Source organism: Nocardiopsis sp. NPDC058789 (genome assembly GCF_042745575.1).
GTDB lineage: Bacteria > Actinomycetota > Actinomycetes > Streptosporangiales > Streptosporangiaceae > Nocardiopsis > Nocardiopsis eucommiae.
In genome coordinates this window covers 173,901-193,182 of the sequence record NZ_JBHYOW010000003.1, presented here as the reverse complement: position 1 = coordinate 193,182, position 19,282 = coordinate 173,901, and the positions used below count along the sequence as shown (strand labels likewise).

General features: G+C 72.7%; 16 protein-coding genes. 12 read left to right on the top strand and 4 right to left on the bottom strand.

Translation table 11 applies throughout. The features are described from left to right. Positions 1 to 6: 6 nt before the first annotated feature. The gene (locus tag ACFW3L_RS05055; RefSeq protein ID WP_378736522.1) at positions 7 to 822 is read right to left on the bottom strand and encodes a glycerophosphodiester phosphodiesterase; all 816 of its coding nucleotides are present in this window, start codon (positions 820 to 822) and stop codon (positions 7 to 9) included. A gap of 158 nt (positions 823 to 980) precedes the next feature. Between ACFW3L_RS05055 and ACFW3L_RS05050 the strand changes: the two genes are divergently transcribed. From ACFW3L_RS05050 to ACFW3L_RS05030, 5 genes are all read left to right on the top strand, one after another. Then, entirely contained in the window at positions 981 to 1,442 is a 462-nt protein-coding gene (locus tag ACFW3L_RS05050; RefSeq protein WP_378736520.1) for an Rv3235 family protein, read from the top strand. Positions 1,443 to 1,815: 373 nt separating this feature from the next. After that, a complete protein-coding gene (locus ACFW3L_RS05045) occupies positions 1,816 to 3,714 on the top strand; it encodes a S9 family peptidase (RefSeq protein ID WP_378736518.1) in 1,899 nt (632 codons plus the stop codon). Positions 3,715 to 4,192: 478 nt separating this feature from the next. After that, on the top strand, positions 4,193 to 5,200 hold the full coding sequence (locus ACFW3L_RS05040; protein ID WP_378736516.1) for an NlpC/P60 family protein: 1,008 nt from the start codon (positions 4,193 to 4,195) through the stop codon (positions 5,198 to 5,200). Between the two features lie 89 nt (positions 5,201 to 5,289). Further along, positions 5,290 to 5,466, top strand: a complete 177-nt coding sequence (locus ACFW3L_RS05035; RefSeq protein WP_378736514.1) for a hypothetical protein — start codon at positions 5,290 to 5,292, stop codon at positions 5,464 to 5,466. A 163-nt stretch (positions 5,467 to 5,629) separates the two neighbouring features. After that, positions 5,630 to 7,333 (top strand): glycosyltransferase, encoded by a 1,704-nt coding sequence (locus tag ACFW3L_RS05030; protein ID WP_378736512.1) that lies wholly within the window; start codon positions 5,630 to 5,632, stop codon positions 7,331 to 7,333. Between the two features lie 161 nt (positions 7,334 to 7,494). Here the strand turns inward: ACFW3L_RS05030 and pstS are convergent, their stop codons facing one another. Further along, a complete protein-coding gene (pstS, locus tag ACFW3L_RS05025; protein ID WP_378736510.1) occupies positions 7,495 to 8,634 on the bottom strand; it encodes a phosphate ABC transporter substrate-binding protein PstS in 1,140 nt (379 codons plus the stop codon). Positions 8,635 to 8,935: 301 nt separating this feature from the next. Here pstS and treY point away from each other — a divergent pair, with 301 nt between their 5' ends. The 7 genes from treY to treZ all read left to right on the top strand — a co-directional run bounded on the left by treY (position 8,936) and on the right by treZ (position 17,574). Next, entirely contained in the window at positions 8,936 to 11,296 is a 2,361-nt protein-coding gene (treY, locus tag ACFW3L_RS05020; RefSeq protein WP_378736508.1) for a malto-oligosyltrehalose synthase, read from the top strand. Positions 11,297 to 11,454: 158 nt separating this feature from the next. Beyond that, positions 11,455 to 12,339, top strand: a complete 885-nt coding sequence (locus ACFW3L_RS05015; protein WP_378736506.1) for a TetR family transcriptional regulator C-terminal domain-containing protein — start codon at positions 11,455 to 11,457, stop codon at positions 12,337 to 12,339. A 39-nt stretch (positions 12,340 to 12,378) separates the two neighbouring features. Then, positions 12,379 to 13,275, top strand: coding sequence for a 3-keto-5-aminohexanoate cleavage protein (locus ACFW3L_RS05010; protein ID WP_378736504.1), 897 nt, complete (start codon positions 12,379 to 12,381; stop codon positions 13,273 to 13,275). Positions 13,276 to 13,311: 36 nt separating this feature from the next. After that, the gene (locus ACFW3L_RS05005) at positions 13,312 to 14,301 is read left to right on the top strand and encodes a 3-hydroxyacyl-CoA dehydrogenase NAD-binding domain-containing protein (protein WP_378736502.1); all 990 of its coding nucleotides are present in this window, start codon (positions 13,312 to 13,314) and stop codon (positions 14,299 to 14,301) included. Continuing rightward, complete coding sequence (locus tag ACFW3L_RS05000; protein WP_378736500.1) at positions 14,298 to 14,750, top strand: thioesterase family protein; 453 nt, start codon at positions 14,298 to 14,300, stop codon at positions 14,748 to 14,750. The genes ACFW3L_RS05005 and ACFW3L_RS05000 overlap by 4 nt, the downstream gene beginning before the upstream one ends. Positions 14,751 to 14,841: 91 nt before the next feature. Then, on the top strand, positions 14,842 to 15,690 hold the full coding sequence (locus ACFW3L_RS04995) for a putative RNA methyltransferase (RefSeq protein WP_378736498.1): 849 nt from the start codon (positions 14,842 to 14,844) through the stop codon (positions 15,688 to 15,690). Positions 15,691 to 15,756: 66 nt separating this feature from the next. Beyond that, a complete protein-coding gene (gene treZ / locus ACFW3L_RS04990; protein ID WP_378736496.1) occupies positions 15,757 to 17,574 on the top strand; it encodes a malto-oligosyltrehalose trehalohydrolase in 1,818 nt (605 codons plus the stop codon). 117 nt (positions 17,575 to 17,691) lie between these two features. Here treZ and ACFW3L_RS04985 read toward each other — a convergent pair whose 3' ends face one another. Together ACFW3L_RS04985 and erm are read right to left on the bottom strand one after the other, a co-directional pair. Next, on the bottom strand, positions 17,692 to 18,267 hold the full coding sequence (locus ACFW3L_RS04985; protein ID WP_378736494.1) for a hypothetical protein: 576 nt from the start codon (positions 18,265 to 18,267) through the stop codon (positions 17,692 to 17,694). Between the two features lie 9 nt (positions 18,268 to 18,276). Continuing rightward, a complete protein-coding gene (erm, locus tag ACFW3L_RS04980) occupies positions 18,277 to 19,173 on the bottom strand; it encodes an ErmE/ErmH/ErmO/ErmR family 23S rRNA (adenine(2058)-N(6))-methyltransferase (RefSeq protein ID WP_378736492.1) in 897 nt (298 codons plus the stop codon). Between the last annotated feature and the right edge of the window lie 109 nt (positions 19,174 to 19,282).

Sequence of the window (19,282 nt, the reverse complement as noted above, 5' to 3'; positions counted from 1 at the left end):
GGGGGGCTATCCGTTCTTCGTGGTTCTGGGGCCGGGCTGGTTCCAGCGTCCCCGCCGGACGAGCACCTCGCGCAGGGCGACGGTGTTGTCGGTGATGATTCCGTCCACGCCCGCGTCCAACAGGCGCTCCATCACCTCGGGCTCGTTGACCGTCCACACGTGCACCTGCATGCCGAGCCGGTGCGCGGCGCGGATCACGTCCCGGCTGAGGATGGGGAAACCACCGTGGCTCATGGGGATCTGCGCGCAGACGGGGACGCGGCTGGCGGTGGGGCGCAGCAGCGGAGAGAGCGAGGCCAGCCGGAGCCGGGCCACGTCGACCGGCCCGCAGGAGGTGGCCACCCGGGGGCCGTAGAGGCGTCGGGCGCGCTCCAGACGGGCCTGGTCGAAGGAGCCCACGCACACGCGGTCCCAGGCCTGGGTGCGGCGCAGCACCTCGAGCATGGGCAGGACGGCGCCGTCCGACTTCAGGTCGATGTTGAAGCGTGCCTCGGGCCAGGCACCGAGCAGGTCCTCGAGGAGGGGGACCGGTTCCTTGCCCGCCACCCGCGCGCGTGCGACCTCCCGGTGGGGCAGCGCGGAGATGGCGCCGTTCCGGTCGGTGGTGCGGTCCAGGGTGGCGTCGTGGAAGGCCATGAGCACGCCGTCACTGGTGGCGTGCACGTCCGTCTCCAGGTACGTGTAGCCCAGGTCGACGGCGTGCTGGAACGCCACCGCCGTGTTCTCCAGCTCGGTGCGGCGCACACCCTGGTCGTCGGTGAGCCACCCGCCCCGGTGGGCGAGGGCGACGGGAACGGGGGAGGAAAGGTACGCGTGAGTCACGTCTTGAAGTATGACGGTTCCCAGGTGGCGGACGCTCGCGGAGGGGCGGCCGTGTCGACGCTCGTGAGGAACCTGGAATGCCAGGTGGCACGGACCCGTCCCCGCGCGCTCCTGGAAGGGCGTCAGGGTGTCGTTCCTCCTCCGGAAGGAATCCGTTCATGTCGCACGCCTCCCACGGCCACCCCTGCCGTCAACGGCTCTGCTCCCGCGCCACCGCCAACCCCTGGCGGCCGGTGCGGACCCCCGCCCGCACCCCGCGCGGGGGCATGACGACGGGCCGGTGCGCCGCGTCGCCGCTGGCGGGCCATCGGACCCCCGGTGACGTGCACCGGCTGGCCCAGCAGATGGCGGAGGTCCTGGTGGGCAGGCGTGCCCCGGAAGTGCTGCGCGACCACGTGACCGTTCCGGTCCGCGAGGAGCTGCGTCGTCTCCGTGGCACGGTCGACTGCGCGATGGCGCCCCGGTTGACACGCGTGTTCCACCAGCCGCTCGGTGCCGGAGGGATGGAGGCCAGCGCCGTGATCGCCTGCGACAGCCGCACCCGGGTGTTCGCCTTCCGCCTCCGCCGTGAAGGGGACCGCTGGGTCTGCACCCGCCTGGAGACCGACCGGACCGGCTGAGCACGCGTCGCCACCGCCCTCACCCGCTCCGCACCCGCCCCGCCCCGCCCCGCGCCGGACGCGGGGCGGGTCCCGGCGGGGCCGGATCCCTGCCCGCGTTCCTCAAGGGGCTCCGAGCCGTCGAAACCGGGCGGGGTCCCGGCGTGCTCGCGCCGCGGCCGAGGCCCCCCGGGAGCCGTCCGCCCAGCGGGCGTGGCGCGGCGGAGGCCGGTGCGGACGCACTCAGGACGCGAAAGGTATGGATGTGACGAATCGTGCGTCGATAGGGTCCGTGTGGGATGACCCCCTGACCGGGGGCACCTTCGGTCACCGGCATCCCCGTACCCCAAGGGAAGGAGACGGCGGACCGCGCCCGCGCGGCCGCCACTCGTGTATGAAACCCGTTGACATCGCTCGCCTGCACGGCCTCAGCGCACCCTCACTCTCCCCGGACGGCACCCGAGCCGTCCTCGCCGTGTCCCGCCCCGACCTGGAGGAGGACGCCTACCTGGGTTCCCTCTGGAGCGTTCCCACCGACGGCTCCGAGCCCGCCCGCCGGATCACCCGGGGCACCCGCGACAGTGCCCCCGGCTTCTCACCCGACGGTCGCTGGATCGCCTTCCTCCGCCCCGACGAGGACAAGCGCCCCCAGATCCACGTCCTGCCCTCCGACGGCGGTGAGCCGTGGAAGATCACCGACCACCCGCTGGGCGCCGGGGCGTTCGCGTGGAGCCCGGACTCCACGCGCCTGGCCTACAACGCGCGGGTCCCCGAGGAGGGCCGCTACGTGGACGGCGCTCCGGACCAGGAGCCCCCGCGCCGGATCACCGCGTTGAAGTACCGGCTCGACGACTTCGGTTTCACCAACGACCGGCGCCAGCACGTGTTCGTGAGCGCCCCCGTCGACCCCTCGGGTGAGGTGGGTGAGCCGGTCCGGGTCACCGAGGGTGACGCCGACCACGGTCGACCGACGTGGACCCCGGACGGCACGGGGCTGGTGTTCGACGCCGCCCTGCACGCGACGCGCGACACGGACCTCGTCGGTGACCTGTGGGTCTGCCGCCCCGAGGCGGGGGCGGAGCCGCGCCGGATCACCCGGGGCGACCTGAAGGCCGGTTCGGTGAGCCTCTCCGAGGACGGCTCCACCGTGTACTTCGTCGGCGACGAGCTCGGCCCGGACCTCGACGACTTCGTCGGCCGGGGGACGGGCCTGTGGTCGGTGCCCCTCGACGGTTCCGAGGCGCCTCGGAGGCTGACCGGGACCGAGGACCCCCGGATGAGCGCGCGCCCCCGGGTGACCGGCGAGGGCGTCCTGGTCGCCGGTGAGAACCGGGGCGCGGTCGAGCTGTACCGGGTCACCCCCGGTGGCGTGCGCACCACGGTGTTCGGCGGGCGTGTCCAGGTGGGCGCCTTCGACCACGCGGGTGGTGTCACCGTGGTGACCGCCGCCGGTGAGCGCGACAGCGGCGAGCTGTACGCGGTCACCGAGGACGGCACCAAGGCGCTGACCTCCTTCACCGACCAGGAGCTGGACCCGTTCCCGGTCACCGAGCTGACCGCCCGCACCGAGGAGGGCAACGAGGTCCACGGTTGGCTGGCGGTGCCCGAGGGTGAGGGCCCGCACCCGGTCGTGCTCATGATCCACGGCGGACCGTACGCCCAGTACGGCTGGCAGCTCTTCGACGAGACCCAGGTGTACGCGTCAGCCGGGTACGCGGTGCTCTACTGCAACCCGCGCGGCTCGTCGGGCTACGGCCAGGAGCACGGTCGGGCGGTCATCGGCTCGGTGGGCGCCACCACCTCCGTCGACGTCCTGTCCTTCCTGGACGAGGCGTTGAAGGACGACCGGTTGGACGCCACCCGGGTGGGGGTCATGGGCGGCTCGCACGGCGGCTTCATGACCACGTGGATCGCGGCCCACCACGGCGAGCGCTTCCGCGCCGCCATCAGCGAGCGCGCGGTCAACGCGATCGACAGTTTCCAGGGGTCGTCCGACATCGGCTCGTACTTCCCGGAGCCGCTGTACGGCCCGGAGGAGACCTGGGCGAAGGAGAGCCCGCTCAGCCACGCGGACCGGATCGACCTGCCGTTCCTCATCATCCACTCCGAGCAGGACTGGCGCTGCCCCGTGGAGCAGGCCCAGCGCCTGTTCGTGGCGCTCAGGAAGCGGGGCCAGGAGACCGAGATGCTCCTGTTCCCGGGAGAGGGGCACGAGCTGTCGCGTTCGGGCCTGCCCAGCCACCGGGTGGCCAGGTTCGAGGCGATCCTCGACTGGTGGGACCGCCACCTGTGATCCGTCGGGGTCGGGCTCCCCGAGGAGGCCGACCCCCTTCCCCGTTCGAGTGTGATACGCGTCATGGTCACGTCGCGGCTTGGTCCGTTTGTGACCCGGCCGCCTCGGGAAGAACGGAGCGCCACCCTCGTCCCCGGCGGGGTTCCGGGCGGCGGCGTGCCCGTTCCGGGAGGGGCGGGTCAACCATGGGGAGGTAACGAACGGGTCGCGTCCGGTCCAGGGGATGAATTAGTGTTCCCCCAGGTCGGAACGCCCCAGTTCGTCACCACCAGGGTGACAGCGTACGACCTGCCGTTGCACCCCGCTCAGCAGCTGTCCTTGTCCCAGGAGCGGGGGCCGTCACGACGCCCGGCGAGTTCCCGCGACCCTTCCCGTCGCCGCCGGTATCCCTCCGCCACGCATCCCCGCGCCGTCCCTCGGCGCTCCTTCGGGATGCCCCGTGCCGGTAAACGGATGTGGGAGAAAGGCAGTCGGTGCTTTGACTCGCAACCCCGAACCCACCCGTCGCCTGACGACGGTCGGCTTCGTCGCTCTCGGCGCCGTGGTCCTGTCCTCCGGCGTGGCGCTGGCCGACCAGACCGAGTCGGAGGCCCGCGAGCGCTACGAAGAGCTCCAGGAGGAGCTCTCCGGGCTGAACGCGGACTTCAACGAGGCCAAGGAGGACCACGCCGCGACCGAGGCCGAGCTGGAGGACCTCCAGCAGCGCCTGGAGGACGCGCAGGAGGAGCTGGACGCCAAGTCCGGACAGGTCTCCGTCATCGTGCAGGGTGCCTACACCGGCGCCACCCACAGCTCGATGGGCGTGCTGTTCGGTGGTGACGCCGACAACGCCCTCCAGAACATCGCCGATCTCGACTACCTGTCCGAGGGGCAGCAGACGACCCTGGCCGACTACGTGACCGAGGTCGAGAACGCCGAGGAGCTGTACAACGCGGCGGAGGCGACCGAGGAGGCCGCCGCCCAGTCCCTGGAGGCCGCCGAGGAGGCCGTGGCCCGGGGCGAGGCCGCGCTCGACGAGCAGGCCGAGGTCCTGGAGAGCCTGGGCGGTGTCGACCCGACCGTGGGCGAGGCCGCCGCGGACGGGGGCGCCGCCGGTGCCTCCGGCGGTACCGCCGCCGTCTCCGGTGACGTCCAGGCGGTCCTGGACTTCGCCCGCGCGCAGATCGGCAAGCCCTACGTCTGGGGCGGTACCGGGCCCGACGGCTACGACTGCTCCGGCCTGACCCAGGCCGCGTGGGCACAGGCGGGCGTGAGTCTGCCGCGCACCACCTACGACCAGGTCAACGCCGGTACCCCGGTCTCGCGCGACCAGCTCCAGCCCGGCGACCTGATGTTCTTCTACGACGTCTCGGCCCCGAGCCACGTGGGCATCTACGCCGGCAACGGCATGATGATTCACGGCTCGAACCCGTCGAAGCCGCTGGAGGAGGTCTCGCTGGCCGCCTACTGGGACGGTGTGTTCACCAGCGCCGTCCGGCCCGGCTAGGACCGGTACGCGCGGTGTTCCCCGGTCGGCCCTCTCCGGAGGGCGGGCCGGGGTTCCGTCGTTCGGGGCGCCCGCGTATCCTTCGGCGCATGGCTCGTCTCGTTCTCAGGGTCGCCGCGGGTGTCGCGGTCGTCGTCGCCCTCTTCTGGTTGTTGTCGGTGATCGTCGGCCTGTTGGTGTGGGGCGTCATGATCGCGCTGGTCGTCGGAGTCGTCCTGCTGGGCCTGCGCATGCTGAGGTCCGAGGGGTCCGACCCGCGCCGCTGACCCGGCCGTTCCGAGCCGCCGGGCGGTCGGACCACGCCCCCGTGGCCAGCCGGACCGGCCACGGTGACACAGCGAGCAGGGGTGCCACTCACTCTGTGTGGGGAAACATCGCTATAGTGACTCTGTGTCACTGAATAAGCACGTAGGGTCCCATGTTGACGGGGTGTCGCACCGTGGCCGGGTGGAACGGGTCGCGACCCGCGTCTTCCGCAACGACTGGAGCGCGCTGACACCACCCGCCACCGGCTGCTGGACACCGGAACTCACCGTCAGCGTCATCATCCCCGCGAGGGGCGGCCAGGACCACCTCGACCTGGCGCTGGCCTCCCTGTCCGCCCAGACCTACCCCGAGCACCTCTTCGAGGTCGTGGTGGTCGACGACCACTCCGCCCCACCGCTCACGCTCCCCGACCAACGCCCGCGCCGCTGCCGCGTGGTGGCCTCCCCCGACGGCGGCTGGGGCGCCGGATACGCCCGCGCCTACGGAGCGCACGCCAGCACCGGCGACATCCTCATGTGGATGGACGCCGACATGGTCGCCTGCCCCGAGTTCGTCGAGGCCCAGGCGCGCTGGCACCACGCCCACGCCGAGTGCGTCACCCTCGGCCGCGTCCGCTTCGCCGACGCCGACCCCCTCGACCCCGGGGCCCTCCTGGCCGCCGCCCGTTCCGGAGACCTCCACCGCGACCTGGACACCGGGGGCCGCCACGACTGGATCGAGCACCTGCTGGACCAGAGCGACGACCTGCGCGACGCCGACCACCTCGGCTTCCACGCCTACCTGGGCGCCGCGGCGGCGGTGCGCCGCAGCCTCTACGAGGCGGCCGGCGGCGTCGACCCCGACCTGGACCTCGGCCAGGACACCGAGTTCGGCTACCGGCTCTGGCAGGCCGGAGCGGTCATGGTCCCCGAGCACACCGCGACCGCCTGGCACGTCGGCCCGGCCTCCACGGCACGCACCCGCCTGCCCTCGGAACGCTTCCGTACCGAGGTCCTGGCCGAACTCATGCCGCACCCGCACGCCTACCGGGAACGCGTCCCCGAGGCGCGCCGCCGCACCCCGCTGGTCCACGCCGTGGTGGACGTGACGGGAGCCCCCTACGACCTGGTCCGGGGCTGCGTGGACCGGCTGCTCAACGGCACCGAGACCGACCTCGCCGTGACCCTGGTCGCCGATTGGGAGGGCGCCGGATCCGCCCCCGGCGGTTTCGACGGGCCCCAGCTGGACCTGCGTCTGATTCAGGCCAACTACCTGCGGGAACCGTGGATCTCCTTCGCCGCCACCGCGCCCAGGACCGGTTTTCCCTCGCCCTTCCTCCTCCAGGTGCCGGTGGCGTGGGGGCTGGGTGAACTGGCGCTGTCCCGGCTCCTGGCCAGTGCCGAACGCGCCCGCGCCGGGCTCACCGAGCTCTTCCTGGCGGCCTCGCCCACCCGCGACGCCGGGGTCCGGCTCTGGCGTACCCGGGCCCTGGCCCGGGCCATGCGCGTGTGCGACGACGAGGAGGACCTGGCCGACGTGGTCGCCGCGCTCCACGGCCGCTACCGCATCCACGGTGGGGAGGGCACCCTCACCGACCTCACGCTGCACCGCTCCGTCCCGCCTCCGCCCCGGGCCGCGGTCGAGTGCCCGGGGCCCGTCTCCGTCGCACCCGTCCACGCTCATGGGGGCGACACGGAGACGGAAGGAGGGGAAGAGCGGGAGGAGAGCGAGGGCGAGGAGGAGCCTCGCCGACGGTGGTGGCGCCGACGTCGACGCCGGAGGCCACGAGCGCGGCTCCGCTCGCTCTGGTACCGGGCCTGCCGGGCCTGCGGGCGCGAGATGCCAGACGAGGACGACCCCGGTGGGGACCCGGCCGCGACCGGGTAGGTGGGGGAAGACACCGACCCGGCCGGACGGGCTCCGGCGTACCGCGCAGCGCCCGTCCGTGACGCATGACCCAGCGCTACGTGGTCAGTACGTAAGGTACCGGATCAAAGGTGTGGATCGGGCGCGCCACCGGGGTGACGCGCCCCGAACCACGGTGCCGTCTAGGACCCGATCGCCTCGATGGAGGCCAGCAGGTCCTCACGCAGAGAGTCGTTGACCGGGGTCGAGTCGGTCTCCTCGGAGGCCGCCGCCTGGCCCTCCGGACTCACCACGTACCGCAGGAACGCCTTGACCCGCTCGGCCTCGGCCTGGTCGGCGTAGTCCTGGCACACCGTCTCGTAGCTCACCAGGACCAGTGGGTAGCTGCCGGGTTCGGTGGTGCCGTAGTCCAGGGCCAGAGCGAGGTCGTGCTCGCTGGTGTTGTCCTCCCGGCGGGGCGAGTCGGCCACGACCTGGGCGGCCGCCTCCGGCGAGATCTCCACGAACTCGTCTCCCACGCCGATGCTCGCGGCGGGCAGCCCGTGCAGGTGGGACATCTCCACGTACCCGATGGCGCCGTCGGCCCGCGAGACGGTGTCGGCGATACCGCTGTTGCCCTGTGCGGACTCGCGCGGGGTGATCGGCCACTGCCCGTCGGCCTCGTGCGGCCACGAGTCCGGGGCGGCCTCGGCCAGGTAACGGGTGAAGTTCTCCGTCGTGCCGGAGTCGTCCGCCCGGTTGACCTGGGTGATCGCCAGGTCCGGCAGGTCGGCGTCGGGGTTGTCCTCCGCGATCTGCGGGTCGTTCCAGCGTGTGATGTCCTGGTTGAAGATCTTCGCCACGGTGTCCGGGCTCAGGTTGAGCTCCTCGATCCCGTCGAGGTTGAACACCACCGCGATCGCCACCACGTACGCGGGCAGGTTGATCGTGTCCGACCCGTCGCAGCGCGACACGGCGTCGGCGTTCTCCTCGGGGTCCATCGCCGCGTCGGTCCCGGCGAAGGTCACCGCGCCGTCGATGAACTGGTTGCGGCCGCCGCCCGAACCGATCGAGTCGTAGTAGATGCGCGCGTCCTCGCAGGCCGATTGGAAGCCCGCGATCCACGTCGTCATCGCGTTCTCCTGGGCGCTGGACCCGGAGCCGTGCAGGCTCCCCGAGAAGCACTCCAGGTCGTCGGGGACGGCCGGGCCGGCCCCCTGGACGGCGTCGTCGCTACCGCAGGCGGTGGACGCGAGCAGAAGTCCGGCCAGCGCGGCCGAGGCCGCGCCCCGGTAGGCGTTCGAACGGCGCTGGGTGCGGGTGCGCTTGTTGGGCGGGAGCACGCTTCCTCTATCCCCTTCGTCGGAGTCGGTGGTCCTCGTCGTCCTGACCGCTGGTCGCCGGTACCCGGCACGTTGTCGCTGGTGATGGAAGACCGCCGATGAATTTAACCATTGCCGGACCAACTTCCCCAACGCGGGTGTGTGCGGAACCGGACGTGTCCGTGGCGGCACGGGGGACTCCGGGTGGACGGAAGGTGAACGAGGAGTTCTGCCCCGGTGAAAGTCGCTCCCTCCGACCCTTCGTCACCAGTCCGGGCGGGCATGTATGACACGCCGAACGACCGGGCACGGGTCCTGGGTGATGAGCGCGCACAGCACCGACCCGAACGGGCAGCAGACCCCCACCTCGACCTACCGAATCCAGCTGAGGCCCGGTTTCGGTCTTCCCGAGGCGACCGCACTCCTGGATCAGCTGCACCGGCTCGGGGTGGGCGCCGTGTACCTGTCACCCCTCCTGGCGGCCACCCCCGGTTCGGACCACGGGTACGACGTGGTGGACGCCACACGCGTCTCCGAGGCGCTGGGCGGCGAGGGCGCCCGCGCGGACCTCGTCGCGCGGGCGCACGCGCTCGGCATGGGGGTGGTCGTCGACATCGTCCCCAACCACATGTCGGTGGCCCGACCCGACGCCAACCCGTGGTGGTGGGACGTCCTCGAACACGGCCGCGACTCCGTGTTCGCCCGCTGCTTCGACCTCGACCACGACTCCGGGCCGATCCTGGTGCCGGTCCTGGCCGACGACGGTGACGACGGCCGCGCGGCCCTCGCCGAGCTCACCCTCACCGACGGCCACCTGGTCTACTTCGACCTGCGCTTCCCGCTGGCCCCCGGCACCCACAGCCCCGGAGACGACCCGGCCGACGTGCACGCACGCCAGCACTACCGGCTGGTCTCCTGGCGTCGCGGAGACAGCGAGCTCAACTACCGCCGCTTCTTCGACGTCGACCACCTCGCCGCAGTCCGGGTGGAGGACCCCGGGGTCTTCGACGCCACCCACGCCGAGATCCTGCGCTGGGGCGTCGACGGGCTGCGCGTGGACCACGTCGACGGGCTCAGTGACCCCGGGGGCTACCTCCGCCGCCTCGCGGAACGCTTCCCCGGGTGGATCGTGGTGGAGAAGATCCTCGCCCCCGGGGAGTCCCTGCCCGCCTCCTGGCCGGTCGCCGGGACCACCGGGTACGACGCCCTGCGCACGGTCTGCGGGGTGTTCGTCGACCCCGACGCCGAACCCGTCCTGACCGCTCTGGCCCGCGATCACGGCGTGCCCACCGACACCGAGGCCGTCGACCACCAGGCCCGCTCCCACGCCGCCAACGAGCTCCTGCGCGCGGAGGTGCGCAGGATCGCCGCGACCCTGCCCGGTTCCGGAAGCGCGGAGGAGGCCGTCACCGAGCTCCTCGCCTCCTTCGACGTCTACCGCTCCTACCTGCCCGAGGGCGAACCGGCCTGGGCCCGGGCCGTGCGCGCCGCCGCCGAGCGCCGACCCGACCTCCAACCCGCCCTGAAGACCCTCGACCGCACCGTCCGTGAGAACCCCCACGGGGAGACCGCCCGCCGGGTCCAGCAGACCAGCGGCATGGTCGTGGCGATGGGCACCGAGAACACCGCCTTCTACCGGGGGACCCGCTTCGTCGCGCTCAACGAGGTCGGCGGCGACCCGGCCCTGTTCGGAGTGGGCACGGCCGCCTTCCACGAGGACAACCTGCGCCGCGAGGCCGCCGAACCCCGCACCATGACCACGCTCTCCACCCACGACACCAAGCGTTCCGAGGACGTCCGCGCCCGTCTGGCGGTTCTGTCGGAGATCCCCACCGAGTTCGCCGACGCCGTCCGCCGGTGGAGCGCTCGTGCCCCGCTGCCCGAACCCTCGCTGGACCTCCTCGGCTGGCAGACCCTGCTCGGTGCGTGGCCCCTCAGTGACGAGCGCCTGGTCGAGTACCTGCTCAAGGCCGCCCGCGAGGCCCGACTCGGTACCTCCTGGACCGCTCGGGACACCGACTTCGAGGACCGCGTCCGCGCCTGGCCCGGGCGGCTGCGCGCCGACGCGGACCTGTACGCCGAGGTCGGGGCCATGGCCGCGTCGCTGCGAGAGCCGGGTTGGAGCAACGCGCTCGGGCAGAAGGCCGTCCAGCTGCTGGGCCCGGGCGTGCCCGACCTCTACCAGGGCACCGAACTGTGGGACCTCTCCCTGGTCGACCCGGACAACCGCAGGCCCGTGGACCACGGGGCGCGTGCCGAGCTCCTGGACCGCCTCGAACGGGGGTGGCGCCCGCCCGTGGACGAGACCGGCGCCGCCAAGCTCCACCTGGTCCGCACGTGCCTGCGCGCCCGCGAGGAGATGCGCCCCACCGGCTACCTGCCGCTGGCCGCCCAGGGGCCGTCCGCCGAGCACGCCCTGGCCTACGCCCGTGCGGTGCGGGGCTCCCGCGAGCCCGCGCTGGCGGTGGTGGCCACCCGGTTGCCGGCGACACTGGCCGACGCCGGGGGCTGGGCCGACACCGTGCTCCCGCTGCCCTCGGGGCCGGGGGAGTGGACCGACCTCCTCACCGGGCGCACGCTCGCGCCGGAACGGGTCGACGGTCTCACCACCGCGCGCCTGTCCGAGGTCCTCGACCACTACCCGGTGGCGGTCCTGGCCAGGGGGCGCACCACCATCAACTGACTAGTCAGTCGATCAGGCGTTGCCGGGTCTTTTCGTGCGAGGCGAGTCGGTTATGGCCAGGTTATTCATGGTCTGTGCGGCGGGTGACGTGTTGCGAAGAGGAGGGCGTCCCGGTGAATGGATTGCGATAATCGCCATGGCGTTGGTACGTTCTCCACGTGACAGACAACGTGGCCGACGACGTTCGGGGCAGGGCCCGCGAGGCGATCCGCAGATCCGGACTCTCCCAACGGGAGTTCGCGACCCGGCTCGGCATCGACCCCAGCAAACTCTCCAAGTCCCTGACCGGCACCCGGCGGTTCACCGCCCTGGAACTCGCCGGGATCGCGGACGAGACCGGAGTGACGGTCAACTGGCTGATCAACGGTGAGGACGACGCCGAGACGGTCTCGGCGGCCCCGCGCGACTCGTCGGCGGTTCGGCCGCCGCCCGCCCGACTGGCGGACCACCCGAAGGCCGCCCGGGAGCACAACCGGCGCCTCCAGATCATCGAGGCGGCCTGGACCCTCATCGCGGAGCGCGGGTACCACTCGGTGCGCGTCGCCCAGGTCGCCCAGGCCTGCGGGACGTCCACCGCCACCGTCCACTACCACTTCCCGACCCTGAACGACCTCCTCGTGGAGGCGCTGCGGCACTCGGTGAAACAGGCGTTCGACCGCCAGGTCGCGGAGCTGCACACTCTCGCGGACCCGTACGAGCGCCTGCTCCGCCTCGTCGAGCTCCAGCTGCCCGGCTCCGACCGTCTGCGGCTGGAGTGGTCCGTGTGGCTCCAGGTCTGGACGGCCGCGGCCCTGGACCCCGGGATGCGGGACCTGCACGCCGACTCCTACCGGCGCTGGCACGAGACCATCGCGCGCACCCTGCACGAGGGAAGCCGGAGCGGCGTCTTCCGGGACCTCGACGTCGAGGAGACGACCCGACGCCTCACCGCCCTGATCGACGGCCTGGGCATCCAGGTCATGACCGGCATGCCCGGACGGACCGTCGGACACATGCGCGACACCCTGCGCTCGGTCATCGACCGTGACGTCCTGGGTCGCTGACCCCAGCAACCACCGCACACGCCGAGAGGGAGCCCCATCGTGAGCGACACCATGAACCCCAACCCCATCCTGACCTGTGCCCTCACCGGCGCAGGGGACACCGTCGGCCGCAGTGAGCACGTCCCCGTGACACCCCGCCAGATCGCCGCGGCCGCGGTCGAGGCCGCCGAGGCGGGCGCCAGCGCGGTGCACATCCACGTCCGCGACCCCGAGACCGGTGCCCCCTCCCGCGACAACGCCCTGTACCGGGAGGTCGTCGACCGCATCCGCCAGACCGGGGTCGACATCGTCATCAACCTCACGGCGGGGATGGGCGGCGACCTGGTGATCGGCCAGGACGACCCGCTCCAGTTCGAGGAGGGCACCGACCTCGTCAACGGCCTGGACCGCCTCCCGCACGTGGAGGAGCTGCTGCCCGACATCTGCACCCTGGACTGCGGGAGCCTCAACTTCGGCGACGGCAGCCAGGTGTACATCTCCACCCCGGACATGCTGCGCGCGGGCGCCAAGCGCATCCAGGAGCTGGGGGTCCGCCCGGAGCTGGAGATCTTCGACACCGGCCAGCTGTGGTTCGCCAAGACCATGCACGCCGAGGGCCTCATCGACGACCCGACGATGTTCCAGCTGTGCACCGGGATCCCCTACGGCGCGCCGTCCGACCCGGGCGTCCTCCAGTCGATGGTGAACCTGCTCCCGGAGGGCGCGCAGTGGGCGAGCTTCTCCATCGGCCGCAAGCAGATGCCGTGGGTGGCGCAGTCGGTACTGCTCGGCGGGCACGCCCGGGTGGGGCTGGAGGACAACCTCTACCTCAGCCGCGGGGTGAAGGCCACCAACGGCCAGCTCACCGAGAAGGCCGTCTCCCTCATCGAGAGCCTCGGTGCCCGGGTGGCCACGCCCGCCGAGACCCGCGCCATGCTCAAGCTCCGCAGTGCGTAGTCCCCGCCCCCGACCCCCGAACACTGGAGTCACACGATGACGGAGAACACGAGAACCACCCCCGAGACCGTCCGCACGGTCGCCTGCGTCGGAGCGGGCGTCATCGGCGGCGGCTGGGTCGCCCACTACCTCGGGCGCGGCTACCAGGTGGTCGCCTGGGACCCCGCCCCCGACGCCGAGACCAAGCTGCGCGGGCTGGTCGCCTCGGCGTGGCCCGCCCTGGAACAGCTGGGCCTGGCCGAGGGCGCCGCCCTGACGAACCTGAGGGTCGTGGACACCCTCGCGGAGGCCGTGGCCGACGCCGACTTCGTCCAGGAGAGCGCTCCGGAGCGCCTCGACCTCAAGATCGACCTCCTCGCCGAGATCGATGCCGCCACCCCCGAGGGCGTGGTCATCGCCTCGTCCACCTCGGGCTACAGCATGAGTGAGATGCAGGTGGAGGCCGCGACGCCGGAACGGCTCGTCGTCGGTCACCCCTTCAACCCGCCCTACCTTGTGCCTCTGGTCGAGGTCGTCGGCGGTGATCGCACCGAGCAGTGGGCCGTCGACTGGGCCTCGGACTTCTACCGCGCGGCGGGCAAGTCCGTGATCAGCATGGACCAGGAGCTTCCGGGGTTCATCGGCAACCGCATCCAGGAGGCCGCCTGGCGCGAGGCCCTGCACATGGTCGCCGAGGGCGAGGCGACCGTCGAGCAGATCGACCAGGCCATGACCAGCGGACCCGGGCTGCGCTGGGCCTTCTTCGGACCCTGTCTGACCTTCCACCTGGCCGGGGGAGAGGGCGGTATGGCGCACATGCTCGACCACTTCGGCCCGTCCCTGAAGTCGCCGTGGACCCGCCTGGAGGCGCCCGAACTCACCGAGGACCTGCGGAACCGCATGGTCGCGGGCACCGACGAGGTCGTGGCCGGGCGCTCCACCGCCGAACTGATCGCCCAGCGCGACCGCCGTCTGATCGCGGTGTCCCGCGCCCTGGAGGAGGTCGAACGGGCGGAGGCCGCCGAACGGAACGGGGGAGCGGCGTGAGCGCGACCCTCACCCAGCGGCTGCGGCCCGAGTGGATCGACTACAACGGCCACCTCAGCGAGGCCTACTACGTCCTGGTCTTCGGGTTCGCCACGGACGCGCTGATGGACCGGGTCGGTCTGGACGCCGCCTACCGCGCCGGGTCCGGCTGCTCCCTGTACACGGTGGAGGCGCACGTGCGGTACCTGCACGAGGTCGGCGCGGACGCCGAGGTGGAGGTCCGCACCCGGGTGATCGGCCCGGCCCCGGGCCCGACCGGTGCCAAGAAGGTGCGGATCTGCCACGAGATGTGGGTCGGGGACGTCCTCGCGGCGACAGAGGAACTGATGGCGCTCCACGTCGACCAGGCGCTGGGACGGGCGGTTCCCCTCCCCGACGAGGTCGCCGCGCGGCTGGCGGCCCTCACCGAGCCCGCACCCGACTACGCGGGCCGGGCCGTCGGCGCCTAGCACGCGGCCGGTGAACGGAGCGGACCCCGTCCGCGGACGCGCGACGGGGCCCGCTCCGACACCCTGGTCAGACGGTAGGCTGACCGCGATCATGACGAACAGGACCGGACCCGAACTGCGCATGCCCGCCTCCCTGGCGGCCTCCCTCACCTGCCCCGTCTGCGCGCGCCCCCTGGGCCAGGGGCTCACCTGCGCGGGCGGCCACAGTTTCGACGTCGCGAGGGAGGGCTACGCGAGCCTGCTCACCGGCGCCACACCGCCCGGGTCCGGTGACAGCAGGGACATGGTCGCCGCCCGGCAGCGCTTCCAGGAGCGGGGGCACTACGACCCCATCGGTCGCGCCCTGGCCGAGGAGCTCGAAGGCCGACACGTCATCGTCGACGTCGGCGGCGGCACCGGGCACTACCTCACCCAGATCCTCACCGCGCTCCCGGACGCCGTCGGCCTGACCACCGATGTCTCCAAGTTCGCCGCGCGGCGGGCCGCCAGGGCCCACCCCCGCAGCGGGGCGGTCACCGCGGACTCCTGGCGGCGCCTGCCCCTGGCCGACCACACCGCCGACGCCCTGATCAACGTCTTCGCCCCCCGTAACGCCCCCGAGTTCCACCGCGTCCTGCGCCCCTCGGGGGTCCTGCTGGTCGTCACGCCCGCCCCCGACCACCTGCGCGAACCCCGAGCGGCCCTCGGGCTGCTCGACGTGGACCCCCGCAAGGACGAACGCCTGGCCGAGAGCCTGGGGGACCACTTCGCGCCGGTCGCCACCCGCGATCTGCGCTTCACGATGGAACTGGCCCACGAGGAGGTCCTGACGGTCGTGGGCATGGGCCCCAGCGCCCGGCACGTCGCCCCCGAGGAGCTGCGGGCCCGCGTCGCCGCGCTTCCGGACCCCTTCACCACCACCGCGTCGGTCCTGGTCCGGACCTACCGCAGGTCCGGGTAGCGGCCGGTCACACCGGTCGAGGAACCCTCGGCGTGGCGCCCGGGCCAGCGGGGTAGGCCACCCCCCGTGAACGAACCGGCCACGCACCCAGCACCGTCCACCACCCCGGACCCCACACCGCTCGCCACCCCAGGACGCGGCGCCCGGGGGGACTTCTCCGTCTGGGCGCCCCGGTGCCGTCGCGTCCGCGTACGCGTGGACGGCGTCGACCACCCCATGGAGCGCACCGCCGACGGGTGGTGGCACACGAGGATCGAGGGCGCCGGACACGGAACCGACTACGCCTACCTCCTCGACGACGACCCCCGGCCCCTGCCCGACCCCCGCTCCCTGTGGCAGCCCGAGGGTGTGCACGCGCCCAGCCGGGTCCTCGACCACGCGGCCCACACCTGGTCCGACACCGTGCGTCCCGCATGGACGGGCCGACCGCTCGCGGGGGCCGTCGTCTACGAACTGCACGTCGGGACCTTCACCTCCGAAGGCAGCCTCACCTCCGCGATCGACCGCCTGAACCACCTGGCCGACCTCGGCGTCACCCACGTCGAGCTCCTGCCGCTCAACGCCTTCGACGGAACCCACGGCTGGGGTTACGACGGCGTCCTGTGGTCCACCGTGCACGAGCCCTACGGAGGCCCCCGCGCACTCAAGGCGTTCGTCGACGCCTGCCACCAGCGTGGCCTGGCCGTGCTGCTGGACGTCGTCTACAACCACCTGGGCCCCTCCGGCGCGTACCTGCCGCGCTTCGGCCCGTACTTCTCCGGGGAGAACGACTGGGGGCCCGCGCTCAACCTGGACGGGCCCGACTCCGATCCGGTCCGGCGGCTGATCATCGACGGCGCCCTGGACTGGCTCCGGCACTACCACCTGGACGGGCTGCGACTCGACGCGGTCCACGCCCTGCGCGACGACCGCGCCGTCCCCCTGCTCGCCGAACTCTCGGCCGAAGTGGACGCCCTGGCCGCCGGGCTGGGCCGCCCCCTGTCCCTCATCGCGGAGTCCGACCGGAACGACCCGCGCACCGTCCTGGCCCGGGAGGCCGGGGGCCTCGGCATGACGGCGCAGTGGTCGGACGACCTCCACCACGCCCTGCACGTCGCCCTCACCGGCGAGAACCACGGCTACTACGCGGACTTCGACGGTCCGGGGGTGCTCGCCGAGACGCTGCGCCGGGTCTTCTGGCACGACGGGACCCACTCCACCTTCCGGGGCCGCGCCCACGGGGCCCGGGTCGACACCGCGCGGATCCCCGGCGACCGGTTCCTCGGCTACCTCAGCACCCACGACCAGATCGGCAATCGCGCCCGGGGCGACCGGATGGGCGAGTACGTCTCGCCGGGCCTGCTCGCCTGCGGCGCCGCCCTCGTCCTCTGTTCTCCCTACACCCCGATGATCTTCATGGGAGAGGAGTGGGCGGCCACCACGCCCTGGCCGTTCTTCGCGTCCTTCACCGACCCCGCCCTGGTCGACGGCGTCCGCCGTGGGCGCCGCCGTGAGTTCGCCGCCCTCGGCTGGGCGGAGGAGGACGTCCCCGACCCCATGGACCCGGCCACCCGCGACAGCGCGGTGCTGGACTGGTCCGAGGCGGACCGCGGGCCGCACGCCCAGGTGCGCGACACCTACCGGGCCCTGATCGCCCTGCGCCGCGCCGAGCCCGAACTCGCCGACCCGCGTCTGGACCGGTTCACCGTCGACGCGAGCGAGGACGGTCGAACGCTGACCCTGGTCCGGGGGACGCTGCGTCTGGTCTGCAACCTCGGTGCGGACGAGGCCAAGGTGGAACTCGCGGCGGAACCGAGCGAGGTGCTGTGGGAGAGCGGGCGCCCGAGGGTCGCCGGGAGCACGGTCGCCGTTCCCGGGGAGTCCTTCGTGATCCTGCGGATCTGAGCGCGGCGGGCGGCGGGGTCAGGGTCCCCGCGCCGCCGCCTCCTCGCCGCCACCCCGACCGGAGCCGCCAACGCCACCCGACCGGTGCACCGTCGGGCCCGATCCCTCGCGCACCGCTCACCCCACCGGGCCTGCGAAGTCCGCCTCGTCCTCGCCGTTCACCACCGAGACCAGCACGGAGGAGGGGGAGTCCGGCCCCCCGCACACCATGTCCGTCACGTGCGTACCGGTCTCCAGCTCACCGAGCGGCGCCTCCGTGGTGGCGGGGCCCTCGTGGCCCTCGTACGAACACCGCACGTCCAGGAACCCCGTGCCGAGGACGCGGCCCAGCTCCGGCACCTCCAGGGTCAGGGTGAACCCCACCTGGCCGGAGGGGGTGAGGGCGACGTCGTCCACCGTGTAGACCACGTCCTCCTCCACCCCCTCCCGGAACTCCTCCTCGTAGGCGCCGACCGGGTACGGGAAGACCGCTCCCTCACCGAAGGCGTACTCGGTGCCGCGCACGGTCCCCTCCGCGGAGTCGTCCCCCTCATCGCCCTCCGGCTCCTCCCACTCGTCCGTCGGTGACCCGGACGGGTCGGTGGCGGTCCCGGGCGGTTCCGGCGGTTCCGCGGGGACCTCCCGTTCCGGGGTACCGCAGCCGGTGAGCAGAAGGATCGGAAGGACCAGGGCGCAAGGGAGGATTCTTCGCATCCCTCCACGCTAGGTCAGGGGTGTCCGCCCTCGACGTTCCCGTCGCGCGCCCTCCCGGCCGGAACCGGCCAGGGACCGGAAGACCTCCACCCACTGGTCGGGGTGGACCAGCCCCACCGGCGCGCCGCCGGGCACCCGCGCCGACCGCAGGGCGGCGGTCACGCGCCCTGCGGGGTACACCCGGGACAGCGACGCCGCCAGGGAGCCGCCCACGCCGCCGAAACCGAGTTCGACCACCCGCCGGTACTCGGCCCGTCGCTCCGGGGGCACCAAAGGCGCGGCTCGCCTCTTCAGCACCAAAATCCCGGCGTCCACCCGAGGCACGGGATGGAAGCGGTCGCGACCGATCCGCCCGGCCAGCCGCCACGACCACCACGGCCAGCTGAGCACGGTGACCAGACTCCACCTCCCGTAGGCCCCGGTGCGTTTGCGGGCGTACTCCAGCTGCGTCACGAGGGTGGCCGAACCGAGTCCCGGCGCCTCCAGGCACCAGCGGACGATGTCGGAGGTCCGGGAGTAGGGGATGTTGCCGACCACGGAGAACGGCGCACGGGGCGGCCGTGCCCGGGTGAAGTCGCCGTGGACGATCCGCACGCCCCTGGCGGGGTCCCGGTAGCGGGCCGCGAGCCGTTCGGCCAGCCGGGGGTCGAGTTCGTACGCGATCACCCGGTGGGCCGTCCGGGCGAGGAACCGGGTGACGGCTCCGTCACCGGGGCCGATCTCGACCACGAGGTCGTCGGAGGTCACCCCGGACAGCCGTACGACCCAGCGCGCGGTGCCGGGGTCGGTGAGGAAGTTCTGGGAGAGTCGCCGCCGTCTGTTCGGGCGCGTGCCCCCCTTGCCGGAACCGTCGTTGCGTCGGTCGGGGGTCCGGTGGGCGGGGTCTCTGCGGGAGTGGCGTGCCACGCGTGGTCCGTTCTGCCGCCTCGGAGGGCGGACTGACGTGGACGGGCGGCACGAGGGAACGCCACACCGGGGTGGGCGCACACCGGAGACCGGTGTGATCCAAGGCCGC